The organism is Parabacteroides sp. PH5-46, from assembly GCF_029892785.1.
Taxonomy (GTDB): Bacteria; Bacteroidota; Bacteroidia; order Bacteroidales; family Tannerellaceae; genus DFXE01.
Window position 1 is genome coordinate 53,494 of sequence record NZ_JARXXA010000004.1, and the last position, 20,266, is coordinate 73,759.

Here is a 20,266-nt window from a genome sequence, read left to right on the forward strand (position 1 = left end):
AAATAGCTTCAGAATATCACTTTTTTGCTTGTATCACCTACGCGAACAATATACACCTTATGGGGTGCAAATATACCACGTATGATTTGCTGCCCGGAGGTCAATCTGGAATGATAGACTTTGCCGCCGGATATCTCGTAGATTTCAATATGCTGGCCTGTTACCTCATTGTTTGATGAACTGATCCGGAGTTCCATCTGTTGTTTGTCGGCAACGATCCGGAAAGAGCCTGTTTCCTTTACTAGCGGTATATTGCCTACAGCTTCTTTCTGCTTAACAAACTCTACATCATCTATCCAGAGTCTTGCACTTGCGTCTTTACTGCTCTGGGTTTCAACGCCTATTTCCACGAAGTTGTTGCTTACGTCTATGTCTTTAATTTCTATCAGGTGATAATTATTGTTTCCTTCTATATTTGTTTTAATTGCTGTGTGGTTGCTTTTATCCTTGTTATATGCGTAGTAGACCGACGTATTCAGTTCGGAGGATGTTTTTGCCCATACTCTTAGAGTATATTTACCGGGAGTTAATTCTGTTACCACCTGGTAAGCCCGCGAATAGCTCTGTAGCGATAGGGCGTACGAACCATTGTTTACATTGGTGGTAGTAAGATAAGCAGTGCCGGTAGAAGACCATTCGGAAAGCCAGGTATCGTTTTTGTAACCGCGAGTGGAAGCCGCTTCCATATTGCCGTTGGCTACCAGATTAATCTCTTCCTGTATCCATTGGGAATCCATCCAGCCTACCCGGTTCAAAAGCCATTTCTTTAGATAGCTGAGTTCGTCATTCCAGGAAGAGGATATATAATAATTAGGCCAAACCTCCCGGTTAAAGCGATTCCAGATTGTAAAGTTTCGAACCTGACTTTCCTGCAACAGGTTGGTCAGCGAATCTATTTTAGTTGTAATCTGTTCGTCCGAGAACCTGTTTTTGCGGTATTCTGCCCACTTATTTTTGAGGTTGTCATAGAACTGCTCATCTTGCAGGATTCGTTTGAACATCCAGGGGATACGATTGTCTTCCGAGAATACATTACCGTTAAAAGACCAGCCTTCGGGGCTCCATCCCCAGATGTAATTAATGTTTCCCATAGAGATGTTGAAATCCCAGATGGAGAACTTGAAACGTTTGTCGATACTGTTCGGATATTTATACAAAGGCGTGCTGAGGCGGTACCCATCCATGTTCTTGGATATTTCCTGCGCAAGGAAGAAGTTTACCAAAGAAAGCGTATCCAGATAAGCCCTGTATCCGGTTTCCGCGTTCTTGAAGTTGTCACTTTCTATTGCCCGCTCCATTTCTTTTACCAGGCTTTGGATATAGTTTTTCTGGGCAGTGCTCAGATCTTCTTCGTCCGGATATTTGTATTGATAGTATGTTTTGGAAGCTTCTACGTTATTTCGTATTCCTCTTGTGTTAACAACTCCCCAGAAGCCGGGTTCGTCGCTCCGGTCTATCTCCAGGTGATAGCCGCCTGTTACGCCGTCTCCGTCATCGGCAGTCGGGGCTTTGATGTTGACCCGGTTGCTTCCTTGTCTTACCCGGGCTGTCATGATGTAAACTCCCTGATAAACTCCGTTGAGCACCACTTCGCAGTAACGCCCTGTCGGGACATAATCCATGGCGCCCCTCATCAGATCGAATAACAATACATCCCTGATGAGACTCTTATCGCTGAAAGGAGCCAGCAGAGCCCAGTCCTCATCTTCCGGCATGCCCAGGATTGAGGCTTTCTGCTTCTTGCCGTTACTGTCTTGTATCCGGATGCCAAAAGGTTTTTTATCTGAATTCCAGAAAGAGGAGTTCCCTCTGTACTTGATTCCTATTTTTCCGTTATAATCATCGTTTCCGGTGTCTGAAACATGGTTATCGCTTCCGTCTTTATTCCAGATGATTCTCATGGAAGCCGAGACCCGTTTATCGGCAGATTTATCAGCCATGCGTTGATCCAGGTTAATACAGACGATCGGAAGGTTGGAGGAGGTGAACGGTAGGCTTACACCCGGATGGTAGGGGTAAAGCGGATCATTTACCGCCTGTGCTGTAAACAGCAACAAACCGGAGAAAAGAAAAACACAACAAAAGATGCAGCGTACTGCGACTGTTTTTAGAGTTACTTGTAGCATAAGGGTATTTTTATTTGTATTCGTCCCATAACGCAGAGGCGATGATGGAGTGTGTCTGCTCAGCTAGCTGCTGCAGGCCTTTGTGAGAGGGCTCTGTTTCGTCTGTCGGGATAGGGGGATGGATAACCATTTCCATCCGGTGTCTTTTCAGGTTTAAAGAGCCTATAGGTAAAACATTAAAAGGTCCGTTCAGTGTGATAGGTATGATAGACAACTGTTGATCTAAAGCCATCTGGAAAGCTCCTTTCTTAAATTTGGCAATTTTTCCGGTATGTGTTCTTGATCCTTCCGGGAATATGGCTACCGATGCGCCTCTTTTCAGTGATTTTTTGGCCTCGGCAACACTTCGGGCGGCAGCTTTCGGAGTAGAATTGTCTACAAATATGAATCCGGCTGCACGACAGGCAGCTCCTACAAACGGAATCTTTCCCAAGCTGGCCTTCATCATCCATTTAATAGGTACACTTAAGAATCCGTAGATAAGGAAAATGTCGAAAGCGCCCTGATGATTAGCGGCAAACACATACGATTGCTTTCGCTTAATATGCTCCCGACCCCGAACCTTCACGGGACAAAGAGCCAGATAACAGGTTAATCGCGACCAGATCATACCGGGGTAATAGGAAAAAATACGTTCTCCGCCCAATAAACATCCAAAGATCGTCACTAAAGCTGTAATGATTGTGAGTACCAAGAAGATAGGTACAAAAACTATCCATGTGTATATCACATAAAGTATTCGCAGCATCTTAATTCTATTTATTTCTACAAATATAGAAGCTAAAATGAATCGATTCAATATTTTTATTCCAAAATATTTTTGGAATCGGGTTATTATTACTTTATTTGCGGTAGAAAAGGAAATAATTATAAACATCTATAACCATGAACAGTTTATTAAAATACCTGGGAGTATTCATTCTGCTTATTGGTGTTGCAGTATTAGCAGTGCCAACAATTACAGGAGCTTTGAGTAATGCAATGTTAATAGCCGGTCTTGCACTGATAGTAGTAGGCTATCTTGCCCATATTTTCCTGAATAAGAAGGTAGAGTGATTATTCTTAAAAAAATGTTAGAAAATTAAAGGAAAGAGCGATCGTCAGGTCGCTCTTTTTTTGTCAGAAATATTTCATACAATTTTGTTATTGGTATTTAAAATGATATATTTGGTATTTGATTATTATTAAAAATCTTTAAAGTAGAATACATCTTAACCTAAACATGATGATATTATGAGCTATCTTAAGTTTGATAAAACGATCATGATAAACCTACAAGAGTCTTTACAGCGTGAAGTACTCCGTACGAACAGAAAGGGAGCTTATCATTGTTCGACTGTTGTTGATTGTAATACCCGGAAATATCATGGTTTGCTTGTTATGCCTGTTCCCGGGCTGGATGATGAAAACCACGTCCTTTTGTCGTCTTTTGATGAAACGGTTATTCAGCATGGAGCTGAGTTTAACCTGGGCTTACATAAATATAAAGATGATAATTTCAGTCCGAAAGGGCATAAATACATCCGCGAATATAGTTGTGACACGGTGCCTCGTACGGTTTATAGGGTGGGAGGAGTTATCTTTTCAAAGGAGAAAGCCTTTTCTCTGTATGAGAATCGTATCATGATCAGGTATAAGCTGGAGGATGCCCATTCGCCTACTACGCTTCGTTTCAGGCCTTTCCTGGCTTTCAGAAGTGTAAAAGAACTTACCTATGAGAACAATACGCTAAATGAGTCGTATACCGAAATAACTAACGGTATAAAGATGTGCCTTTATCAGGGATATCCCGAATTGTATATGCAATTCAGCAAAGAGGCTAAGTTTGTCTTTCAACCTTATTGGTATAAGGGGGTTGAATATCCTAAGGAGCAAGAGCGTGGCTTCCCTTACCAGGAAGACTTATACGTACCGGGATATTTTGAAATCCCGATAGAGAAAGGTGAGTCTGTTTACTTTAGTGCAGGAGATACGGAAGTAAATACCTCGGAACTTGAGTTGTTGTATGAAGACGAAATAAAGAATCGTACCACCCGGACGAGCTTCTTTAATTGCCTGAAAAATTCAGCTCAACAGTTCTATTTCCGCCCAACGGAAAATGATGCGTATTTATTGGCTGGCTATCCTTGGTTTAAAGTACGCGCCAGAGATTTATTTGTTTCACTTCCCGGATGTACACTGACTTTTGACGATCCTGTCCGTTTTGAAAAGATCATGACAACGGCTATACCGGCCTTACGGAATTTCATGGAAAAAGGGGTGAAAGATCCGGTTATAAAAGAAATAGATCAGCCGGATGTATTGCTTTGGTGTATAAAAGCCATACAGATGTATGGACTGAATTATAGTATGGAGCGTTGCCAGGAGTTGTATGCCGATCTGGTGTCGGAAATGATTCATTATATCCTCGACCAGAAGCACCCGGATATGAAAGTCCTGGAAGACGGATTGTTGTATGCGCACGGAAAAGAAAAAGCCATTACATGGATGAATTCTACGGTTAATGGTAAACCAGTTGTGCCTCGTTCCGGTTATATAGTTGAGTTTAATGCATTATGGTATAATGCACTCTGTTTTTTAAATAATGATTTGAATAAAGAACCTGTAGAGAAGATAACTAATCTCATTCAAACGGTAAAGAAGTCATTCCCGTCTGTGTTTAAAAACGGATATGGGTATCTGTTTGATTCTGTGAGTGGTTCGATGGTAGATTGGAGTGTACGCCCCAATATGATCTTTGCGATCTCTTTGCCTTATTCTCCATTTGAGAAAATAGACCAACGACCTATCCTGGATATGGTAACCAAAGAGTTGCTTACACCGAAAGGGCTTCGGTCTTTAAGTCCTAAAAGTGAGGGGTATCGCCCCAGTTATGCCGGACCTCAGACGGAGCGTGATTACTCCTATCATCAAGGTACCGCCTGGCCCTGGTTGTTGGGTGCTTATCTGGAAGCATATCTTCGTATATTCGGAAAGAGCGGAGTTTCGTTTGTAGATAGAATGATGGTTAGTATGGAAGAGGAGGTGAGACTGCACTGTATAGGGACTATTCCTGAATTATTTGACGGTAACCCTCCATTTACAGGAAGAGGGGCTATTTCTTTTGCCATGAATGTAGCTTCTATTCTTTGGGTAGATAAGATGTTGGAAAAGTATAAAGCTGAATAAAACGACGTTGCGTATGAAAGCATTGATGTATGGATGGGAGTTCCCACCGCATATTTTAGGTGGGTTGGGAACTGCCAGTTATGGATTGACTCGTGGAATGGCTATGCAACCGGATATGGATATAACATTTGTTATTCCCAAACCCTGGGGTGATGAAGATCAGAGTTTTCTGAAGATCGTAGGTGCATGTAATGTGCCGATTGTGTGGCGTGATGTAGATTGGGACTATGTAAAGAGCCGTATCGGCAAATATATGGATCCGCAAAAATACTATGATTATCGCGACCGGATTTATGCTGATTTTACTTATCGGCATGTGAATGATCTGGGGTGTATAGAGTTTTCAGGCCGTTATCCTGACAATCTGTTGGAAGAGATAAACAATTATTCTATTGTAGCCGGTGTAGTGGCTCGTACAGAGCAGTTTGATATTATACATGCCCATGATTGGCTGACCTATCCGGCAGGTATTCATACCAAGCAGGTGAGCGGAAAACCCTTGGTTATACATGTGCATGCCACCGATTATGACCGGAGCAGGGGAAACGTTAATCCGGATGTATATAATATAGAGAAAAACGGGATGGATAATGCCGACCATATCATAACAGTTAGCAACCTGACCCGCCAAACCGTAATAGAGAAGTATCATCAGGACCCGGCTAAGGTAACTACCGTTCATAATGCCGTAGAGCCGTTAAGCCCGGAAATATTGGCTATACCGGATAAAAAAGGAGTGAAGGATAAGGTTATTACCTTTCTGGGACGTATAACCATGCAGAAAGGGCCGGAGTATTTTGTAGAAGCTGCGGCAATGGTATTAGCCAAAGCTCCTCATGCCCGTTTTGTGATGGCAGGAAGTGGCGACAAGATGGATGAAATGATCCGCCTGGCCGCTATGCGCGGAATTTCAGACCGTTTCCATTTTACCGGTTTCATGAAGGGAAAGCAGGTGTATGAAGTATTCAAAGCCAGCGATGTATATGTTATGCCTTCTGTCTCGGAGCCGTTTGGAATATCACCGCTTGAGGCAATGCAATGCGGAGTCCCCTCCATTATCTCCAAGCAGTCGGGCTGTGCCGAGATTCTGGATTATGCCGTTAAGGTAGATTACTGGGATATTGAAGCAATGGCTGATGCTATGTATTCTATTATTACATATCCGGCTATGCACCAGTTTTTAAAGGAAGAGGGAATCAAAGAAGTTGATAATATCAAGTGGGAGTATGCCGGACAAAAGGTTCGCCGGATTTATGACCTGCTGATAAATAGATAATAATAAAACAATATAATATGAAAACAATTTGCTTTTATTTTCAGATACACCAGCCTTTTCGCCTGAAAAGGTATCGTTTCTTCGATATAGGGAATGATCACTATTATTATGATGACTTCCAGAATGAGGCGATTATACGTCAGATCGCTGATCGCTGCTATATTCCGGCCAACCGTCTTCTGCTGGAAATGATAAAGTCTAGCGGAGGTAAATTCAAGGCGGCTTTCTCTATTTCCGGTACGGCTCTTGAACAAATGGAGTATTATACGCCTGAGGTGCTTGACGGCCTGAAAGAATTGGCGGCAACCGGGAATGTGGAATTTCTTACGGAAACCTACGCACATTCGCTGGCTTCCCTGGGCAATGAAGATGAGTTTAAGATCCAGGTTCAGAAGCATCAGGAAAAAATATATTCGCTATTAGGTGTAAAACCGAAGGTTTTCCGTAATACGGAATTAATTTATTCAGACGATATCTCCGAACTGGTATCCGAAATGGGTTTTGAAGGGATGCTTACGGAAGGAGCGAAGCATGTACTGGGCTGGAAAAGTCCGAATTACGTATACGCATCTAGTATAAACCCCGATCTGAAACTGTTGCTGAAAAACGACCGTTTTAGTGAAGACCTCTCCGTACGTTTCAATAATTATAGTTGGAATGAATATCCGCTTACGGCTGATAAATACATGTCGTGGATTGCTTCTACTCCGGAAGAAGAACAGATCATCAACCTCTTTATGAATTATGATGTGCTGGGGTCTTTCCATCCGGCAGAATCAGGTATCTTTGACTTCTTTAGGGCCTTACCTCGTTTTGCTGCTGAGAAGGGGATTAGCTTTTCTTTGCCCTCGGAAGTATTCCGCATATTCAAACCCATTGATTCGATATCTGTTCCTTACCCCATGTCATGGGTAGACGAAGAGAAAGACTGCAGCTCCTGGTTGGGTAATATCCTTCAGAAAGAGGCTTTTGAGAAGATAAAAGCAATAAGCAATCGGGTACATTTGATTGAAGAGCGCCGCATACAGCAGGATTGGCTTTATCTGCAGAGCAGTGACCATTTTTACTATATGAACACCAAACATCCAGGGGAAAAAGGCTTTAGTCCTTACGATAACCCGTATGAAGCCTTCAATAATTACATGAATGTTTTGGCCGACTTTATTTTCAGAGTAGAAGCTCAATATCCAAGTTCTATTGATGATGAAGAGTTAAATGCTTTGCTTACAACGATAAATAACCAGAATACCAGAATAGAAGAGCTGGAAAAAGAACTGGATAAATATAAAAACAAGAAAAAAGCACCTAAAAAAGAAACGGTGCGGAAATAATTGAACCTTTTTAATTTAACTCTGTTATTATGATATAGTGTTTTTCATGGTATTAGAATTAAGTTAGATTAGGTTATCCGTCTTGTTCGTGAGAATAGGACGGTTTTCGTTTTTAAAAGGGTTTGTATTTAGAGGCTGTCAGGATGCTTTGGGCGTCGGTTTGACGCATGAGTTCTTCGGGGGTGACAGCTGTTTCTTTTACGTATTTTTGGATGATTTGCCAACCGATCCATACTCCCAGATTGCCCGGGGCGTCGGGTGAGAGAAAGAGGCTGGGTGTCCTTTCAAAGTACTTCCCGGTGGTGAGATGGTCGGGGGTGTACAGGTGTTTCCGTTCAATAATGGCTTTCCAGATTGTTTTTTCGTTCTCCCGGCACCACTCCATGTCTGCTTCGGTATAGCCCATCAGGTCGGCATGCTCCATTTCCGGCAGGGCTTGTGAGACCAGGTATTTAATTTTTCCTTCGTATATCATTCGTTCTAGCAGTACATTTTCTTTGCCTGTAAAAGGATACTCCGATAATAGCCAGCCGGACAGGTAGTCGGGGGCGATGTGGCTACGTTGCATGGTTTCCAACTGATAGTTATAAAAGAAATCCAGGTAAAGCGGATAGGTTTTCCCCATATACTTATCAATGGATATAGACAAGAGGTTTTCAGCCACTAATACGTTCTGGTTCAGTCCGGATACGTGCATATATATCTTTGGGGTCTGCATGGATGGAAAGGAGGCTTTTAGGTAGGCAAAGCCGCTTCCCAGTTGTTGCTCGATGTCTTCGATAGAGTCGTATAAGGAGATGGCATCGTGGTATAGATCTTTCAGTGTAGGCTCCGAATAGTAGTTTACCAGCCGGTCGAAGAAGCCCGGCATGTCTGTAGATTGCATGTTCAGTATCCCTTTCCCTATCACTTCCAGCATATCCGGATAGTCGCGCAGCAAGCGGGCTTGCAGGCTGGGATCATCTGATTCAATCAGCTGGAATAACGCCTGGTCGAAACGTTCGATATGAATCGGTTCAGCCTCTTGAAAGGAGTTGTTTCCCTGGCTTTTACAACTTGTGCAGGAAAAAAGTAGAGCGATAAAGAGATAAATTATAGAGCGCATAGATCAGTACCTTATAAATATATAAAGTAACGGCTTTTTAATGCTTATATTGTAGCTATACTTAAAGGATTGTCTGAAAATCTGATTCCTGAAAGCGGCTTACTTCCGTATCCCAACGTTCCTGAACGAACTTTGTATGTTCAGGATGAGCGGTATATGCATCAAAGTCTGCCTGGTTTCTGAACCGCATATAGAATCCGTATTGATAATCATTTTTAGGGCTGCATTGGCGAAATACCTGAAAATCCAATACTCCCGGAACTTTCGTCAGGATGTTGTACCCGTCTGTCAGGAACTTCTTAGCCTCGGCAGAACCTATCGGGTGTTTCAAGTCGAATATAACAGTGTGCAGCACCTCTCCGGCTTTTAAGCCTGTCGAGGGCGAGCAAGCCGTACTGATCCCTGCCGTAGTAGCAACAGCTGCAGCGGCTCCTGCTTTGAAAATAAACTTTCTTCTTTCCATAAATTATCGTCTTATAAATACTGTGATGCGCAGGGAGAGGTCGAAAAATACCATTTTTGCATTTACATTCTGGGCAATGTGCCGCTCTGCCTTAGCCAGTTCGTCCATCAGGTCGAATACGTTGCGTTCGTTGACAAAGGGGGAGAATTTGACGGCAAAATCGGCCTCCTGGCGGTTCATATAATTCAGATCGTTTGTCTGGAAGCGGTACATGAAGTTCTCACGTATCAGGTGCTGGCAGTAGCTTAGGAAGCTCTTCTGTCGTTCGCGTCCGATACCTGCCAGAGTATCCGCCAATACCTTCATGCCTTTTACATTGCGGGCCCAGGAATTTCGCATCATATCTTTGAACCGCTCAAGGTAATACGCATTTTCTTCGTTTACATTGATCAGTTCAAGGGCTTTCAGGTAGCTTCCTTCCGAAAGATGGGCCACTTCTTTGGCCTGTTCTGGCTCCAGCATCTCCCGGTTTACGAGCGCCTCCGTCATCTCTTCCCGCGAAATACCCCGTACATTCACCCGTTGGGCGCGCGAGAGGATGGTTCCCAGTACCATATCCGGCTCTTCCGACACCATCAGTATAATGGTGTTGGTAGGTGGTTCTTCTATGATTTTCAATAACTTATTGGCACAGCTGGGATGCATCTTTTCGGGTAGCCAAACCAGCAGTATGCGATAGGCCGCCTCGTATATTTTGAGATTCAACTTTCGTATAATCTCCTCACTTTCTTTGGCATAGATGGTAGCCTGCGAATTTCCGGCATCCATTACCTCCAGCCAGTTGTCGAGGCTGAAATAGGGACGTCCTTTCAGAAAATCCCTCCATTCGGGCAGGTAGTCGTCGCATACCTCTTTCTTTTTTTCCTTCCGGCTTATAATGGGGAATACGAAATGCAGGTCGGGATGCGCCAATGCGTCGAATTTTATACACGATGGACACTCTCCGCAAGCATCTGTATCTGAAGGATGAGAGCAATTCAGGTAACGCCCGTATGCCAATGCCAGCGGATAGGCTCCGGCGCCTCCCTGTTCGCAAAATAGTTGAGCATGAGGTACAACCTTCTTCTGCGCCGACTCAATGAGCCTGCGTTTGATATCCTGTTGTCCTATAATATCTTTGAAGTACATTCTTTTTCGAAAAAATGAAGAATCAAAAGTAGAACAATTCTCCGGATTACGCAAGATGTTTCTTCTACATCATTTAAATCCCACAATTGTAGAACTTATGTTCAACAACTGTTGAATACGTGTTCAACAACTGTAGAACTCATGTTCAACAATTGTGGGATTTAAAATATGTCACTTAATGTCCTACTTTTTGTTAGGTACAGTGCTTGCTTTTACTTAAGTTTGCTATAACTTAAAGAGCATACTTTTTGTGATGAAGATATTTAGCTGCATATCAATATTATTTCTTATTGTCACCCTTTCGTCCTGTGGAGAAGACAAAACCGTGTCTGCACAATTACAAGCTGCCGAAAGGCTGATGGAACAAGCGCCGGATAGTTCTCTGAGTATTTTACAGCAGATACCCTTTCCCGAAAAACAGTCTGCCGGGCAATATGCCCTATGGTGCTTGTTATTCACCCAGGCACAGGATAAAAACTACATCCCCCATACCACAGATTCACTGATCCGCATCGCCGTCAGCTACTACGAAAAGACAAAAGATAAAGAGCAGCTCATGAAGGCCTGGTACTACAATGCAGCAGTATATCACGAACTGGGCGACTCACCCCGGGCACAAGATTGCTACCTGAAAGCTCTGGAAGCAGGCAAAGAGTCAGGTGATCATGCTATATTGGGGCGCATATACAGTAATTTGGGTTTGTTATATATTTATCAACACATATTCGATTCTGCTATAGAATTTCAAAAAAAAGCTATAGAGCATTTTTCCATTTTAAACGATACCGTCAATATTGGACTTTCTTTACGAAACATAGGTCGAATCTATGCAAAACAAAATCAACCAGACAGTGCAATACATTATTATTCACAAGCAATACGCTTTCTTTCAGAAGAAAATACTTCTTCCATCTATAATGAATTAGGCGGAATTTACAAACGTTCAAAAGAATACTCTAAGGCATTAGAATATATACAATCAGCTCTTTCATCGCTTACTAAAGATAATGATACTTTTTCAATCTACCAGAATTTGGGTGATTTTTATAGGAAAACCGGACAAAAGGATTCGGCTTTTTATTATTCATCACTAGCCCTGCAATCCCGGAATCTCCACACAAAAGCAAACAGCCATCTCTGTTTAAGCTATTTAGAAAAAGATCAGGGGAATTACTCAACTAGCCTTATGTATCGAGAACGATACCAACAAGTAACCGACTCAATCAGATATTTGGAGCAAAGTGAAAACCTACAACGCATTCAAAGCCTGTACAACTACCGGCAGATAGAAAAAGAAAAGATACATTACCAGCAGAAAGCGGACAAAAGAATTATCCATATCTACCAATTAGCCTTTATATCAATCTGTTGCTTTGTATTGTTTATTCTTTTCTTTCTTTATTACTTAAAAAGCAAAAGAAAAGAAAATGAACGGAAAGAAAAAAGAATACGAATAGAGGAAGTAAGAAGAAATGGAAAAGAAGAAGAATCTTTGCAAAAAGATGATTTACTTAAAGTGTTTATGACAAGTCCGCTTTACCAAAAGTTTACAAGTGAAGAGGTGAAAATAAGTGACACAGACTGGAATAATTTCAAATCTGAAATTGATACCATACTACCGAAATTTAATTCTCAGCTAAAAATTCTACGGCCCACTATCAAAGAAGAAGAAATCAAACTATGTTATTTAATTAAAGTGGATATATCCGTAAAGCAAATTGCACATCTACTATATAAAAGTAGTCAAGGAATTTCATTAATGCGAAGACGATTATACGAGAAAATATCCGGAAAAGAAGGAAGCGCCAATGATTTTGACAAATTAATCCATGAACTTTAATTAGCTACATGTAAGGATTTAAGAGTGTTTGTTTCTATCTTGTTACATTGTTGTTACTGCTTGTTACATTTAATCTTATTATTTTACCTTTCTTTATGCAAACTAAAAGAGGATCATTGGTTTTCTATTAATTAAAGCAGAACGGATATGAGAACAACTATTTTTTTACTGTATTTATTCATCGGATCTTGTTTGATTGGGTGTAACAACAATAATATGAATGTCATTGTTGATTATAACGCATATACTTATGTTACTTGGGTAAACAGCAGCGATTTCAAAGTCAAATTATCGGTAATATACTGTCCGGGATACTCTCATGAAGATGGATTTGAAACGGAGTTAATACCCGGCGAAAGCCATGAAATTATGGTTGTTGGAATGGGGGGATCTTCTGGATTCTGTGCGGAAAAAGTGTCTGTTATGTTTGATGAAAATTCTGGTGTTGAATTTACTGTACAATACGACGGGCACATTATCCCATATCCTGTGGATTATGAGGCAGGCTATAATCTGGCATACAATAAGAATTATGAAATCGAAGAGGTGAAATCACCGGAGGGTTGCTCCGAATGTTATGGAGATCGATGGACATATACCTTTACCAATGCCGATTACGAGGCGGTAGTTAAATATAATCTCGAAAAATTTTGAGATTCAACCGGAACGGTTGCTGATCTTGTTAGCCCGTTGCTTTAGCTTCGGGGTATGGAACCGCCAATTCCCTATTGTGCGTGCCGAAGGTACGCTATCTCATCTATTGCATTTCATCAAATAGATACTGTAGCTCGAAAGCTACTCTCATTTTATTTAGCATATCCAGATATTCTTCTCTAAATGTTCTTTTACGATGATGTTCTTTCTGGTTTAGTATATAACGGCAGACTTGATCAATCTGTGAGTACGAGTAGCTAAATACTCCATATCCGCCTTGCCATTGGAATTGTTTGTTTTTGTCGAAGCGTTCATGAATAAATCTGGATGATGCACTTTTTATTTCCCTGACTAAATTACAGATTTGTGTTGTTGGACGTATTCCAATCAATATATGTGTATGATCAGGATTACAATAAATAGCTAGCGCTTTGCAGTTATGATTAGAGACTATTCCGCATATATATTTCTCTACTTCATCTTTCCATTCTCTTCTGATCAAAGAAGACTGCTGAGCTTTGACAGCAAAAACAAGTTGTACATGTAACTGAGAGTATGTACCTGCCATAGTTAAAGTGTTTTGTGTTTTTGGCAAAAGTAGTGGTTTTCTGTGATATGACAATTAAATAGATGGCGTACCTTCGGCACGCATAATGGAGGGGCGGCTGATTCGTACCCCGAAGCTAAAGCAACGGGCTACCGAGATTTCAACCGTTCCGGTTGGTTTTTTTGTTCCTGGAACCTCCAATATATCAATTCGTTGCCAGGGAAGATTAGTTGGATGGTGTTATGTTAATGTGTTGTTACAAACTTGTTACCGACTATTATAATAGTTAATCCGATTATTTTCGTTATTTGTATAAAAAAATAATTACTTATGAATTGGGGAGAGGTAGAACAAATAATAGCTGGTTATTTAACCATGATGTAAACTCTGATAATTTATATTACTAAACCATGAAAACGTTTGTATCTTTAGCTATATTGGTCTTATTAATGATGAGTGGTTTTTCTTCTTGTGACTTCATTTTCGGCCACCAAGAACGAGAATCAGATGCTGTTTCCTATTATTTAGCTTTGAGTTTTCAGGATGCTTCCGGTAATGATCTGGTGAAAGGAATTGGATTGGAAGAATGGGGTGATCCTACAGATATTCCAGATGAATATACTCAATCGGGTTATGTAAAACGTGATTTGTACATTCTGGACATTGTTGCTTCTAAAGCATGTCGAGATGTGATTTTATCGAAGGACAAACGTCCCCAAAATCATTCATTAAGTATGGATAGATTTGATGGATATAGTTTTTTAGAAAATGGTTTTGGTTTTGACATAGAGGATTGCTCCGATGAAAAAGTGATTACTTACAAATTGAGATGCCCTTATGTGTTTGATGATTATGAGAAACATGAATTTGTTACTTATTGGGAAATTCCAAAGATACATGATGGTGTAGGATATGCTAAATGCATCCGCGTAGAGTTTGAAGATAAGGTTTTTAACCCCATAACATCCAATGATGATGGCTATAACAGAATAGTCATTATTCTGGATGGTAAAGATAATTTATGAATAATTAGTACAAAGGTACGCTATCTCCCCTATTGCATTTCCGCAAATGGCTACTGTATTTTAAATACACTCCCATTTTTCAGGTTTTTGTGATATGATATGAAAGTGCAACGGATAGTGTACCTTCGGCACGCATAATGGGAGGGGTGGCTGATTCATATCCCGAAGCTAAAGCAACGGGCTACCGAGATTTCAACCGTTCCGGTTGGTTTTTTGTTCCTGAAGCCTTCAGCATATTAACCCTAGTACCCAGTCGTTTTTATTAGTTAGCAACTCCATTTTTCAATGGGAGGAGTAGCTAATTATCGATATAAAAACTAACTCAAATACATATACCAAGTGTTATAAGTAATATCTTTAGCCCAAAATAGAAAATAATATGAAATTATCCTATATAATTGCATTGTTATTAGTCTCCTTAAATATTCTATCTCAGGCTTCTATAACTGGAATTGTTTTAGATCAGGATCAAAAACCGATTGATGGTGTGGTTGTTCAATATGGAGATCTATATCATGAGTTCACAACTTCTGACGAAGAAGGAAGATTTGTCATTCCCTCTAAGCATAAGAGTATAATACAGGTAACGAGCATGGGATATAAAAGTAAATCAATACTTGTTTCTAATATTCAGAAAAATAATATTATTATACTGGAATCAGCACCTATTGAGTTAAGTCCGGTTGAAATAACTCCTGTTAATGCGAATAAAATCTTGTCGCAAGCAATATATAATATAAAAGTAAAGTTATTAACCAAAACCAATATTGAGTATTTATTACATATAAAACAAATTGAAACACATTCTCAAGAAGAACAGGAGTTCTTCATAAAATATATAAGCTATTTGGATAAGAATGATCCTAAAAGGAAGAATATACCCTATGTGCTGAAATTGATTGATATAGAGGTTATTCATAAGCTTTCTGAGGAAAATACATCTGTTGTATTAAGGAATAATATATTTGACTTGGGTTATCATTTAACTAGACTTGATGATTATTATATAAAGAATAACTTTAAAGTTATAGAAGCTGAATCCCCTGATAATTTAATTATGCTATCAGCTATACCAAAAGATGATAAAATAAAAGAAAGTGTAAACTATAAATTATACATAAATAAGGATGACACAAGTTTTGTGTCTTTACATTTTGATGCAAACTATAGAGATATTGAAAACAACTATAAACATTCAAGAGGATTTAAATATAAAATCAACAAAATGGAAACTAACATTCAGTTTGTTAGAGATAAGCAAAATTATTATCTATCAAACTGCTCTCAAATAGTAGAAATCTCTGTTATTCATAAAAACAAAAAGGAAGAAAATCTTATATTTTACTCTAATTCCACATCGATCGGTACTAATTATACACAAGATACTAGTAAACTGAAAAAGATCAATGGAAGCACAAAGAACGTAATAAAAATGTGCTTAGATAAAAGCAACTAACTCAAAAATTGCGGCTCAACCGTTCCGGTTGGCTTTTGTTCCTGGATTTTCTACCACATCAGCTCCATTCTCCAGTTATATCAATACTTGTTTTTGCTTTGGGTATAACTTGAGTACCACATTGTTACATAGTTGTTACCTATTATTACATAATTAGCTATTTATTTTTCTTTTCTTTGCCAAAACTTAAGAACGCATTTATTTTTATTTAGTCATTTTTTTAATATTTCCATGCCTATAACTGAAGAATCGTTTTTGGCGCTGTTTGAAAAACGGCGCCCTTCTGTTAAATTATTTAGTGAATTACTGGAACCTTTACCGCCTGAAACCAGGGAGAAGTATTACCAATATGCTTGTTTTCTGTTCCTGAATAGGTTTGATAAGATGACAGTGTGGTACCAAATCTTTCTGAAAAATTTAATGAAACATGACTTGCAACGCTTTAGTGATTACCTGATGAAAACGTCGGGTTTTCCGAATTTGCAATGTGAAGTAAAGAGGTTTAAACCAGTAGTGCAGCTCTTCCATATGCTGACAGCAGATAAGGAAAATGTTAATTTTTCATTTGAGCTAATTTCTTTTTTTGCCAAACTTACCTTTAATAGTAATCTGAAAATCAGCTCTCTGGAAAGCTATATCCGAAATTATCAGTTTACCCCCGAAACATTTTTTGAGTTCGCCGAATATGTAAAGATCTACTTTTAAAAGTAACGTTTAATGCTTAATGGCTAGTGTTTGATTATCAAACGATTAATTGTTAATCATTAACCAATAATCGTTAATTCTTCCTACATATTTGGCGGATTTTGCGTTTTTGGGGCGGGGTACTTTTGCACTGTGTTTCAATAGTGAGGCACATAATTTAAACTTATTTATTATGTCTTTAAAATTTAGAAAAGTGCAGCGCAAAGTGCTGAGTGGCGTAGACGCCGGAAAAACGAAAACGTATGCAAGTGCCAAAGCAAATGGTTATTGCGATTTGAAAAAGTTGTGTAAACTGATATCGGCCCGGTCGGCTATGTCGAGTGCTGATGTGAAGGCTATACTGGATTCGTTGAACTGGGTGATGGATGTGGAACTTCAATCGGGAAACATTGTGCAATTGGGAGAGTTTGGAAATTTCCGCTTGTCGCTTAGTTCCGAAGGGACAGATAAGGAAGAGGCATTTACTGCTTCCAATATCAGGAAAGCCAAAATTGTATTCTTTCCGGGAGCAAGCCTTCGCCAAACCAGAGATACAATGGACTATGAACAAGAGAAGCCTTATGAAAAAGAAAAGGAGTGTAACAGAACGCACCTTGATTAACGTACAGCTACTGACGGCAATCCTGCTCACTTTGAGCGGGATTGTCCTCCTGTTCAGCAGCTTTTGGGTAGAACCGGAAGGAGTGATAGATAGCAGTGTATTAGTTGCCTTCGGCGAGATCAGCACCTTTGCAGGCGCTTTGTTTGGAGTGGATTATTCTTATAAAATTAAAAAATCAAATATATGAACATAACAAAGGATTTTACATGGGAAGAGATGCTGTATAGTCATACGGCAGGAATGCATAACATTATAAATCAACCCGGAAAAGAAGAACGGATAGCTATTGAAGAATTGGTAAAGCGGCTACTACAGCCATTGCGCTTGGCGTATGGTAAGCCTATTCGGATAACAAGTGGTTATCGTTGTGCGCAACTGAATAAACGGGTAGGGGGCGTGCCGTCGAGCCAGCATGTGAAAGGACAGGCGGCCGATTGTGTGATAAAAGGAAGTGCTTCCGTATTGCTTGGTGTGCTGTTGGTACACAAACTACCTTTTGACCAGGCTATCCTCTATAAAAAGCAGAACTTTTTGCACCTCTCATTGCATCCGTATAATAATCGGTATCAAATCTTATTTAAATGAAGAATGATGCTTTTTTAATAAATAATGATGAATGTAGAATGAAGAATAATTTGATTATAATGAAAGATAATAGGAAAAGAAGAGGCGTATCCCTCATACTTTATTCTACATTCATCATTTTCTTGTTCTTCATTCTCTTGCTGGGGTGTGATGTTGGGCGGCAAAGCCAGAGGCATTATCAGGCTGTAGAGATGGGAGAATGGGTACGGAAAGACAGTGTGCATATGCAGCGGCTGATCAAGCAACTGAAAAATAAGCAGGTGAAGATTGAACATGTGGAATTTATGCCTCCCGACAGTTCGGAGCGACAGTTTGTGCAATCGGTCAGTCACATTGTTATAGAGGAAAAGGCGGAAGAAATGGAACAGGTAGCCATTCGTACCGGGGCAGAGAAAGAGGTGTTGCGACAAGCAACCACCAGGCTTTCTGAAAAGGCAAAGAAGAAGAGGAACAGCTATTATCCGTTCGCCATCCTTTTAGTGGTAGGTGTCTTCTTTGTTCTAAGAAGGAGAATGAATTCCAAATGAAGAATACTATATGCGAAATATTCTTCATTCTACATTCTTTATTCTTCATTTAAAATAACTAACTTTGCATTTTCGTAAAAATCAAGCGGTATATTACCGGCTATTAAATACTTACAACAGTGGCAGATACAAAGTATATTTTCGTTACAGGAGGTGTTGTTTCTTCCTTGGGAAAGGGTATTGCTTCGGCTTCGTTAGGCAAACTTCTTCAAGCCAGAGGCTATAAAGTAACTATCCAGAAATTTGATCCTTATATTAATGTCGATCCCGGTACATTGAATCCATATGAACATGGAGAGTGCTATGTAACAGTGGATGGACATGAAGCCGACCTTGACCTGGGGCACTATGAACGTTTTCTGAATGTGCCAACTACACGCGCCAACAATATTACTACCGGACGTATTTATCAAAACGTAATTGATAAAGAGCGGAAGGGTGATTATTTAGGGAAAACGGTACAGGTGATACCCCACATTACCGACGAAATCAAGCGGAATGTGAAGTTGCTAGGCACTAAAAACAAGTTCGATTTTGTAATAACTGAAATAGGCGGTACGGTAGGCGATATTGAGTCTCTGCCTTATATAGAGAGCGTGCGCCAGCTGAAGTGGGAACTGGGTAAAAACTGCCTGTGTGTGCATCTTACCTATGTACCTTATATCGCTGCGGCTAAGGAATATAAAACAAAGCCTACCCAGCACTCGGTGAAGCAGTTGCAAGAGCAAGGTGTGCAGCCGGATATCCTGGTATTGCGTACTGAAAAGCTGCTGAGCCATGATATTATCCGCAAGGTAGCCCTTTTCTGTAATGTGGCGGAAGATGCCGTTATGCAGTCGGTAGACGTACCTACGATTTATGAGGTTCCGCTGGTTCTGCAACAACAGAATATGGACGAAATTGTGCTGAAAAAGGTAGGTCTGGAAGTAGGTCCTAAACCGGAACTGAAAGACTGGAAAGACTTTTTGAAGCGGAAAACTGATGCCAAGGAGACGGTTAAGATCGGTTTGGTAGGTAAATATGTAGAGTTGCAGGATGCCTATAAGTCAATAGACGAATCCTTGCTGCAGGCTGCGATATACAACGACCGTATCCTGGATTTGCATCTATTCCATTCTGAAAAGATAAACGATAGCAACGCAGCAGAGCAGTTGGCTGACATGGATGGCCTTTTGATTGCTCCGGGATTTGGTAACCGGGGGATTGAAGGTAAGTTTGCTGCTATCAAATATGCGCGCGAAAATAATAAGCCTTGCCTGGGTATCTGCTTAGGTATGCAGTGTATGGTGATTGAATTTGCCCGCAATGTGCTGGGACTGGAAGATGCAAACTCTACCGAAATGTCGCGCAGTACACCTTATAAGGTAATTGACCTGATGGAAGAACAGAAGAATATTACCAATATGGGTGGAACCATGCGTCTTGGTGCCTACGAATGTGTATTGAAAAAAGGCTCAAAGGCGTATCAGGCTTATAAGAAAGAACATATACAAGAACGTCATCGCCATCGCTTTGAATTTAACAATGAATACCGGGACCAGTTTGATAAAGCCGGTATGAAAGCTACGGGAATAAACCCGGAAACAGATTTAGTGGAAGTAATGGAATTGCCGGACCTGAAGTGGTTTGTAGGCGTACAATACCATCCGGAATACAATAGTACCGTTTTAAATCCTAACCCGCTTTTTGTTAGCTTTGTAAAAGCTGCGATTGATAATAAATAACTTTG

General features: G+C 40.3%; 21 protein-coding genes. 14 read left to right on the plus strand and 7 right to left on the minus strand.

The window, feature by feature from the left end; translation table 11 throughout:
- Nucleotides 1-8: 8 nt before the first annotated feature.
- Nucleotides 9-2,126 carry a CotH kinase family protein gene (locus tag M2470_RS05210; RefSeq protein ID WP_280743983.1) on the minus strand — a complete coding sequence of 706 codons (2,118 nt, stop codon included), beginning with the start codon at nucleotides 2,124-2,126 and terminating at the stop codon, nucleotides 9-11.
- A 10-nt stretch (nucleotides 2,127-2,136) separates the two neighbouring features.
- Nucleotides 2,137-2,874: a lysophospholipid acyltransferase family protein gene (locus M2470_RS05215; protein ID WP_280743984.1), complete on the minus strand. Its 738-nt coding sequence runs from the start codon at nucleotides 2,872-2,874 to the stop codon at nucleotides 2,137-2,139.
- Nucleotides 2,875-3,011: 137 nt separating this feature from the next.
- On the opposite strand from M2470_RS05215, the gene M2470_RS05220 reads away from it, so the two are divergent.
- The 4 genes from M2470_RS05220 to M2470_RS05235 all read left to right on the plus strand — a co-directional run bounded on the left by M2470_RS05220 (nucleotide 3,012) and on the right by M2470_RS05235 (nucleotide 7,901).
- A complete protein-coding gene (locus tag M2470_RS05220) occupies nucleotides 3,012-3,182 on the plus strand; it encodes a hypothetical protein (protein ID WP_280743985.1) in 171 nt (56 codons plus the stop codon).
- Between the two features lie 177 nt (nucleotides 3,183-3,359).
- Nucleotides 3,360-5,294, plus strand: coding sequence for a glycogen debranching enzyme N-terminal domain-containing protein (locus tag M2470_RS05225; protein WP_280743986.1), 1,935 nt, complete (start codon nucleotides 3,360-3,362; stop codon nucleotides 5,292-5,294).
- Nucleotides 5,295-5,307: 13 nt separating this feature from the next.
- Nucleotides 5,308-6,570 carry a glycosyltransferase gene (locus M2470_RS05230; RefSeq protein ID WP_280743987.1) on the plus strand — a complete coding sequence of 421 codons (1,263 nt, stop codon included), beginning with the start codon at nucleotides 5,308-5,310 and terminating at the stop codon, nucleotides 6,568-6,570.
- A gap of 17 nt (nucleotides 6,571-6,587) precedes the next feature.
- On the plus strand, nucleotides 6,588-7,901 hold the full coding sequence (locus M2470_RS05235; RefSeq protein ID WP_280743988.1) for a glycoside hydrolase family 57 protein: 1,314 nt from the start codon (nucleotides 6,588-6,590) through the stop codon (nucleotides 7,899-7,901).
- A gap of 112 nt (nucleotides 7,902-8,013) precedes the next feature.
- Here M2470_RS05235 and M2470_RS05240 read toward each other — a convergent pair whose 3' ends face one another.
- The 3 genes from M2470_RS05240 to M2470_RS05250 all read right to left on the minus strand — a co-directional run bounded on the left by M2470_RS05240 (nucleotide 8,014) and on the right by M2470_RS05250 (nucleotide 10,597).
- Entirely contained in the window at nucleotides 8,014-9,006 is a 993-nt protein-coding gene (locus tag M2470_RS05240) for a DUF2268 domain-containing putative Zn-dependent protease (RefSeq protein ID WP_280743989.1), read from the minus strand.
- Between the two features lie 61 nt (nucleotides 9,007-9,067).
- Nucleotides 9,068-9,469, minus strand: a complete 402-nt coding sequence (locus M2470_RS05245) for a Dabb family protein (protein WP_280743990.1) — start codon at nucleotides 9,467-9,469, stop codon at nucleotides 9,068-9,070.
- 3 nt (nucleotides 9,470-9,472) lie between these two features.
- On the minus strand, nucleotides 9,473-10,597 hold the full coding sequence (locus M2470_RS05250) for a DNA polymerase III subunit delta (RefSeq protein WP_280743991.1): 1,125 nt from the start codon (nucleotides 10,595-10,597) through the stop codon (nucleotides 9,473-9,475).
- A gap of 253 nt (nucleotides 10,598-10,850) precedes the next feature.
- Here M2470_RS05250 and M2470_RS05255 point away from each other — a divergent pair, with 253 nt between their 5' ends.
- Together M2470_RS05255 and M2470_RS05260 are read left to right on the plus strand one after the other, a co-directional pair.
- A complete protein-coding gene (locus M2470_RS05255) occupies nucleotides 10,851-12,437 on the plus strand; it encodes a tetratricopeptide repeat protein (protein WP_280744191.1) in 1,587 nt (528 codons plus the stop codon).
- A gap of 216 nt (nucleotides 12,438-12,653) precedes the next feature.
- Nucleotides 12,654-13,091: a hypothetical protein gene (locus M2470_RS05260; RefSeq protein ID WP_280743992.1), complete on the plus strand. Its 438-nt coding sequence runs from the start codon at nucleotides 12,654-12,656 to the stop codon at nucleotides 13,089-13,091.
- A gap of 103 nt (nucleotides 13,092-13,194) precedes the next feature.
- Here M2470_RS05260 and tnpA read toward each other — a convergent pair whose 3' ends face one another.
- Together tnpA and M2470_RS05270 are read right to left on the minus strand one after the other, a co-directional pair.
- Nucleotides 13,195-13,659 (minus strand): IS200/IS605 family transposase, encoded by a 465-nt coding sequence (tnpA, locus tag M2470_RS05265; RefSeq protein ID WP_280743993.1) that lies wholly within the window; start codon nucleotides 13,657-13,659, stop codon nucleotides 13,195-13,197.
- Between the two features lie 54 nt (nucleotides 13,660-13,713).
- Nucleotides 13,714-13,839: a hypothetical protein gene (locus M2470_RS05270; RefSeq protein WP_280743994.1), complete on the minus strand. Its 126-nt coding sequence runs from the start codon at nucleotides 13,837-13,839 to the stop codon at nucleotides 13,714-13,716.
- A gap of 209 nt (nucleotides 13,840-14,048) precedes the next feature.
- On the opposite strand from M2470_RS05270, the gene M2470_RS05275 reads away from it, so the two are divergent.
- The 8 genes from M2470_RS05275 (at nucleotide 14,049) to M2470_RS05310 (ending at nucleotide 20,261) form a co-directional block, all read left to right on the plus strand.
- Nucleotides 14,049-14,663, plus strand: a complete 615-nt coding sequence (locus tag M2470_RS05275; RefSeq protein WP_280743995.1) for a hypothetical protein — start codon at nucleotides 14,049-14,051, stop codon at nucleotides 14,661-14,663.
- Between the two features lie 379 nt (nucleotides 14,664-15,042).
- On the plus strand, nucleotides 15,043-16,119 hold the full coding sequence (locus M2470_RS05280; protein ID WP_280743996.1) for a carboxypeptidase-like regulatory domain-containing protein: 1,077 nt from the start codon (nucleotides 15,043-15,045) through the stop codon (nucleotides 16,117-16,119).
- Nucleotides 16,120-16,539: 420 nt separating this feature from the next.
- On the plus strand, nucleotides 16,540-16,824 hold the full coding sequence (locus M2470_RS05285) for a hypothetical protein (RefSeq protein ID WP_280743997.1): 285 nt from the start codon (nucleotides 16,540-16,542) through the stop codon (nucleotides 16,822-16,824).
- Between the two features lie 172 nt (nucleotides 16,825-16,996).
- Nucleotides 16,997-17,425, plus strand: a complete 429-nt coding sequence (locus M2470_RS05290; protein WP_280743998.1) for an HU family DNA-binding protein — start codon at nucleotides 16,997-16,999, stop codon at nucleotides 17,423-17,425.
- Nucleotides 17,385-17,612 (plus strand): hypothetical protein, encoded by a 228-nt coding sequence (locus M2470_RS05295; protein ID WP_280743999.1) that lies wholly within the window; start codon nucleotides 17,385-17,387, stop codon nucleotides 17,610-17,612. The genes M2470_RS05290 and M2470_RS05295 overlap by 41 nt, the downstream gene beginning before the upstream one ends.
- The gene (locus M2470_RS05300; protein WP_280744000.1) at nucleotides 17,609-18,010 is read left to right on the plus strand and encodes a D-Ala-D-Ala carboxypeptidase family metallohydrolase; all 402 of its coding nucleotides are present in this window, start codon (nucleotides 17,609-17,611) and stop codon (nucleotides 18,008-18,010) included. The genes M2470_RS05295 and M2470_RS05300 overlap by 4 nt, the downstream gene beginning before the upstream one ends.
- A 59-nt stretch (nucleotides 18,011-18,069) precedes the next feature.
- On the plus strand, nucleotides 18,070-18,537 hold the full coding sequence (locus M2470_RS05305) for a hypothetical protein (RefSeq protein WP_280746465.1): 468 nt from the start codon (nucleotides 18,070-18,072) through the stop codon (nucleotides 18,535-18,537).
- A gap of 119 nt (nucleotides 18,538-18,656) precedes the next feature.
- Complete coding sequence (locus M2470_RS05310) at nucleotides 18,657-20,261, plus strand: CTP synthase (RefSeq protein WP_280744002.1); 1,605 nt, start codon at nucleotides 18,657-18,659, stop codon at nucleotides 20,259-20,261.
- The last annotated feature ends 5 nt before the right edge of the window (nucleotides 20,262-20,266 follow it).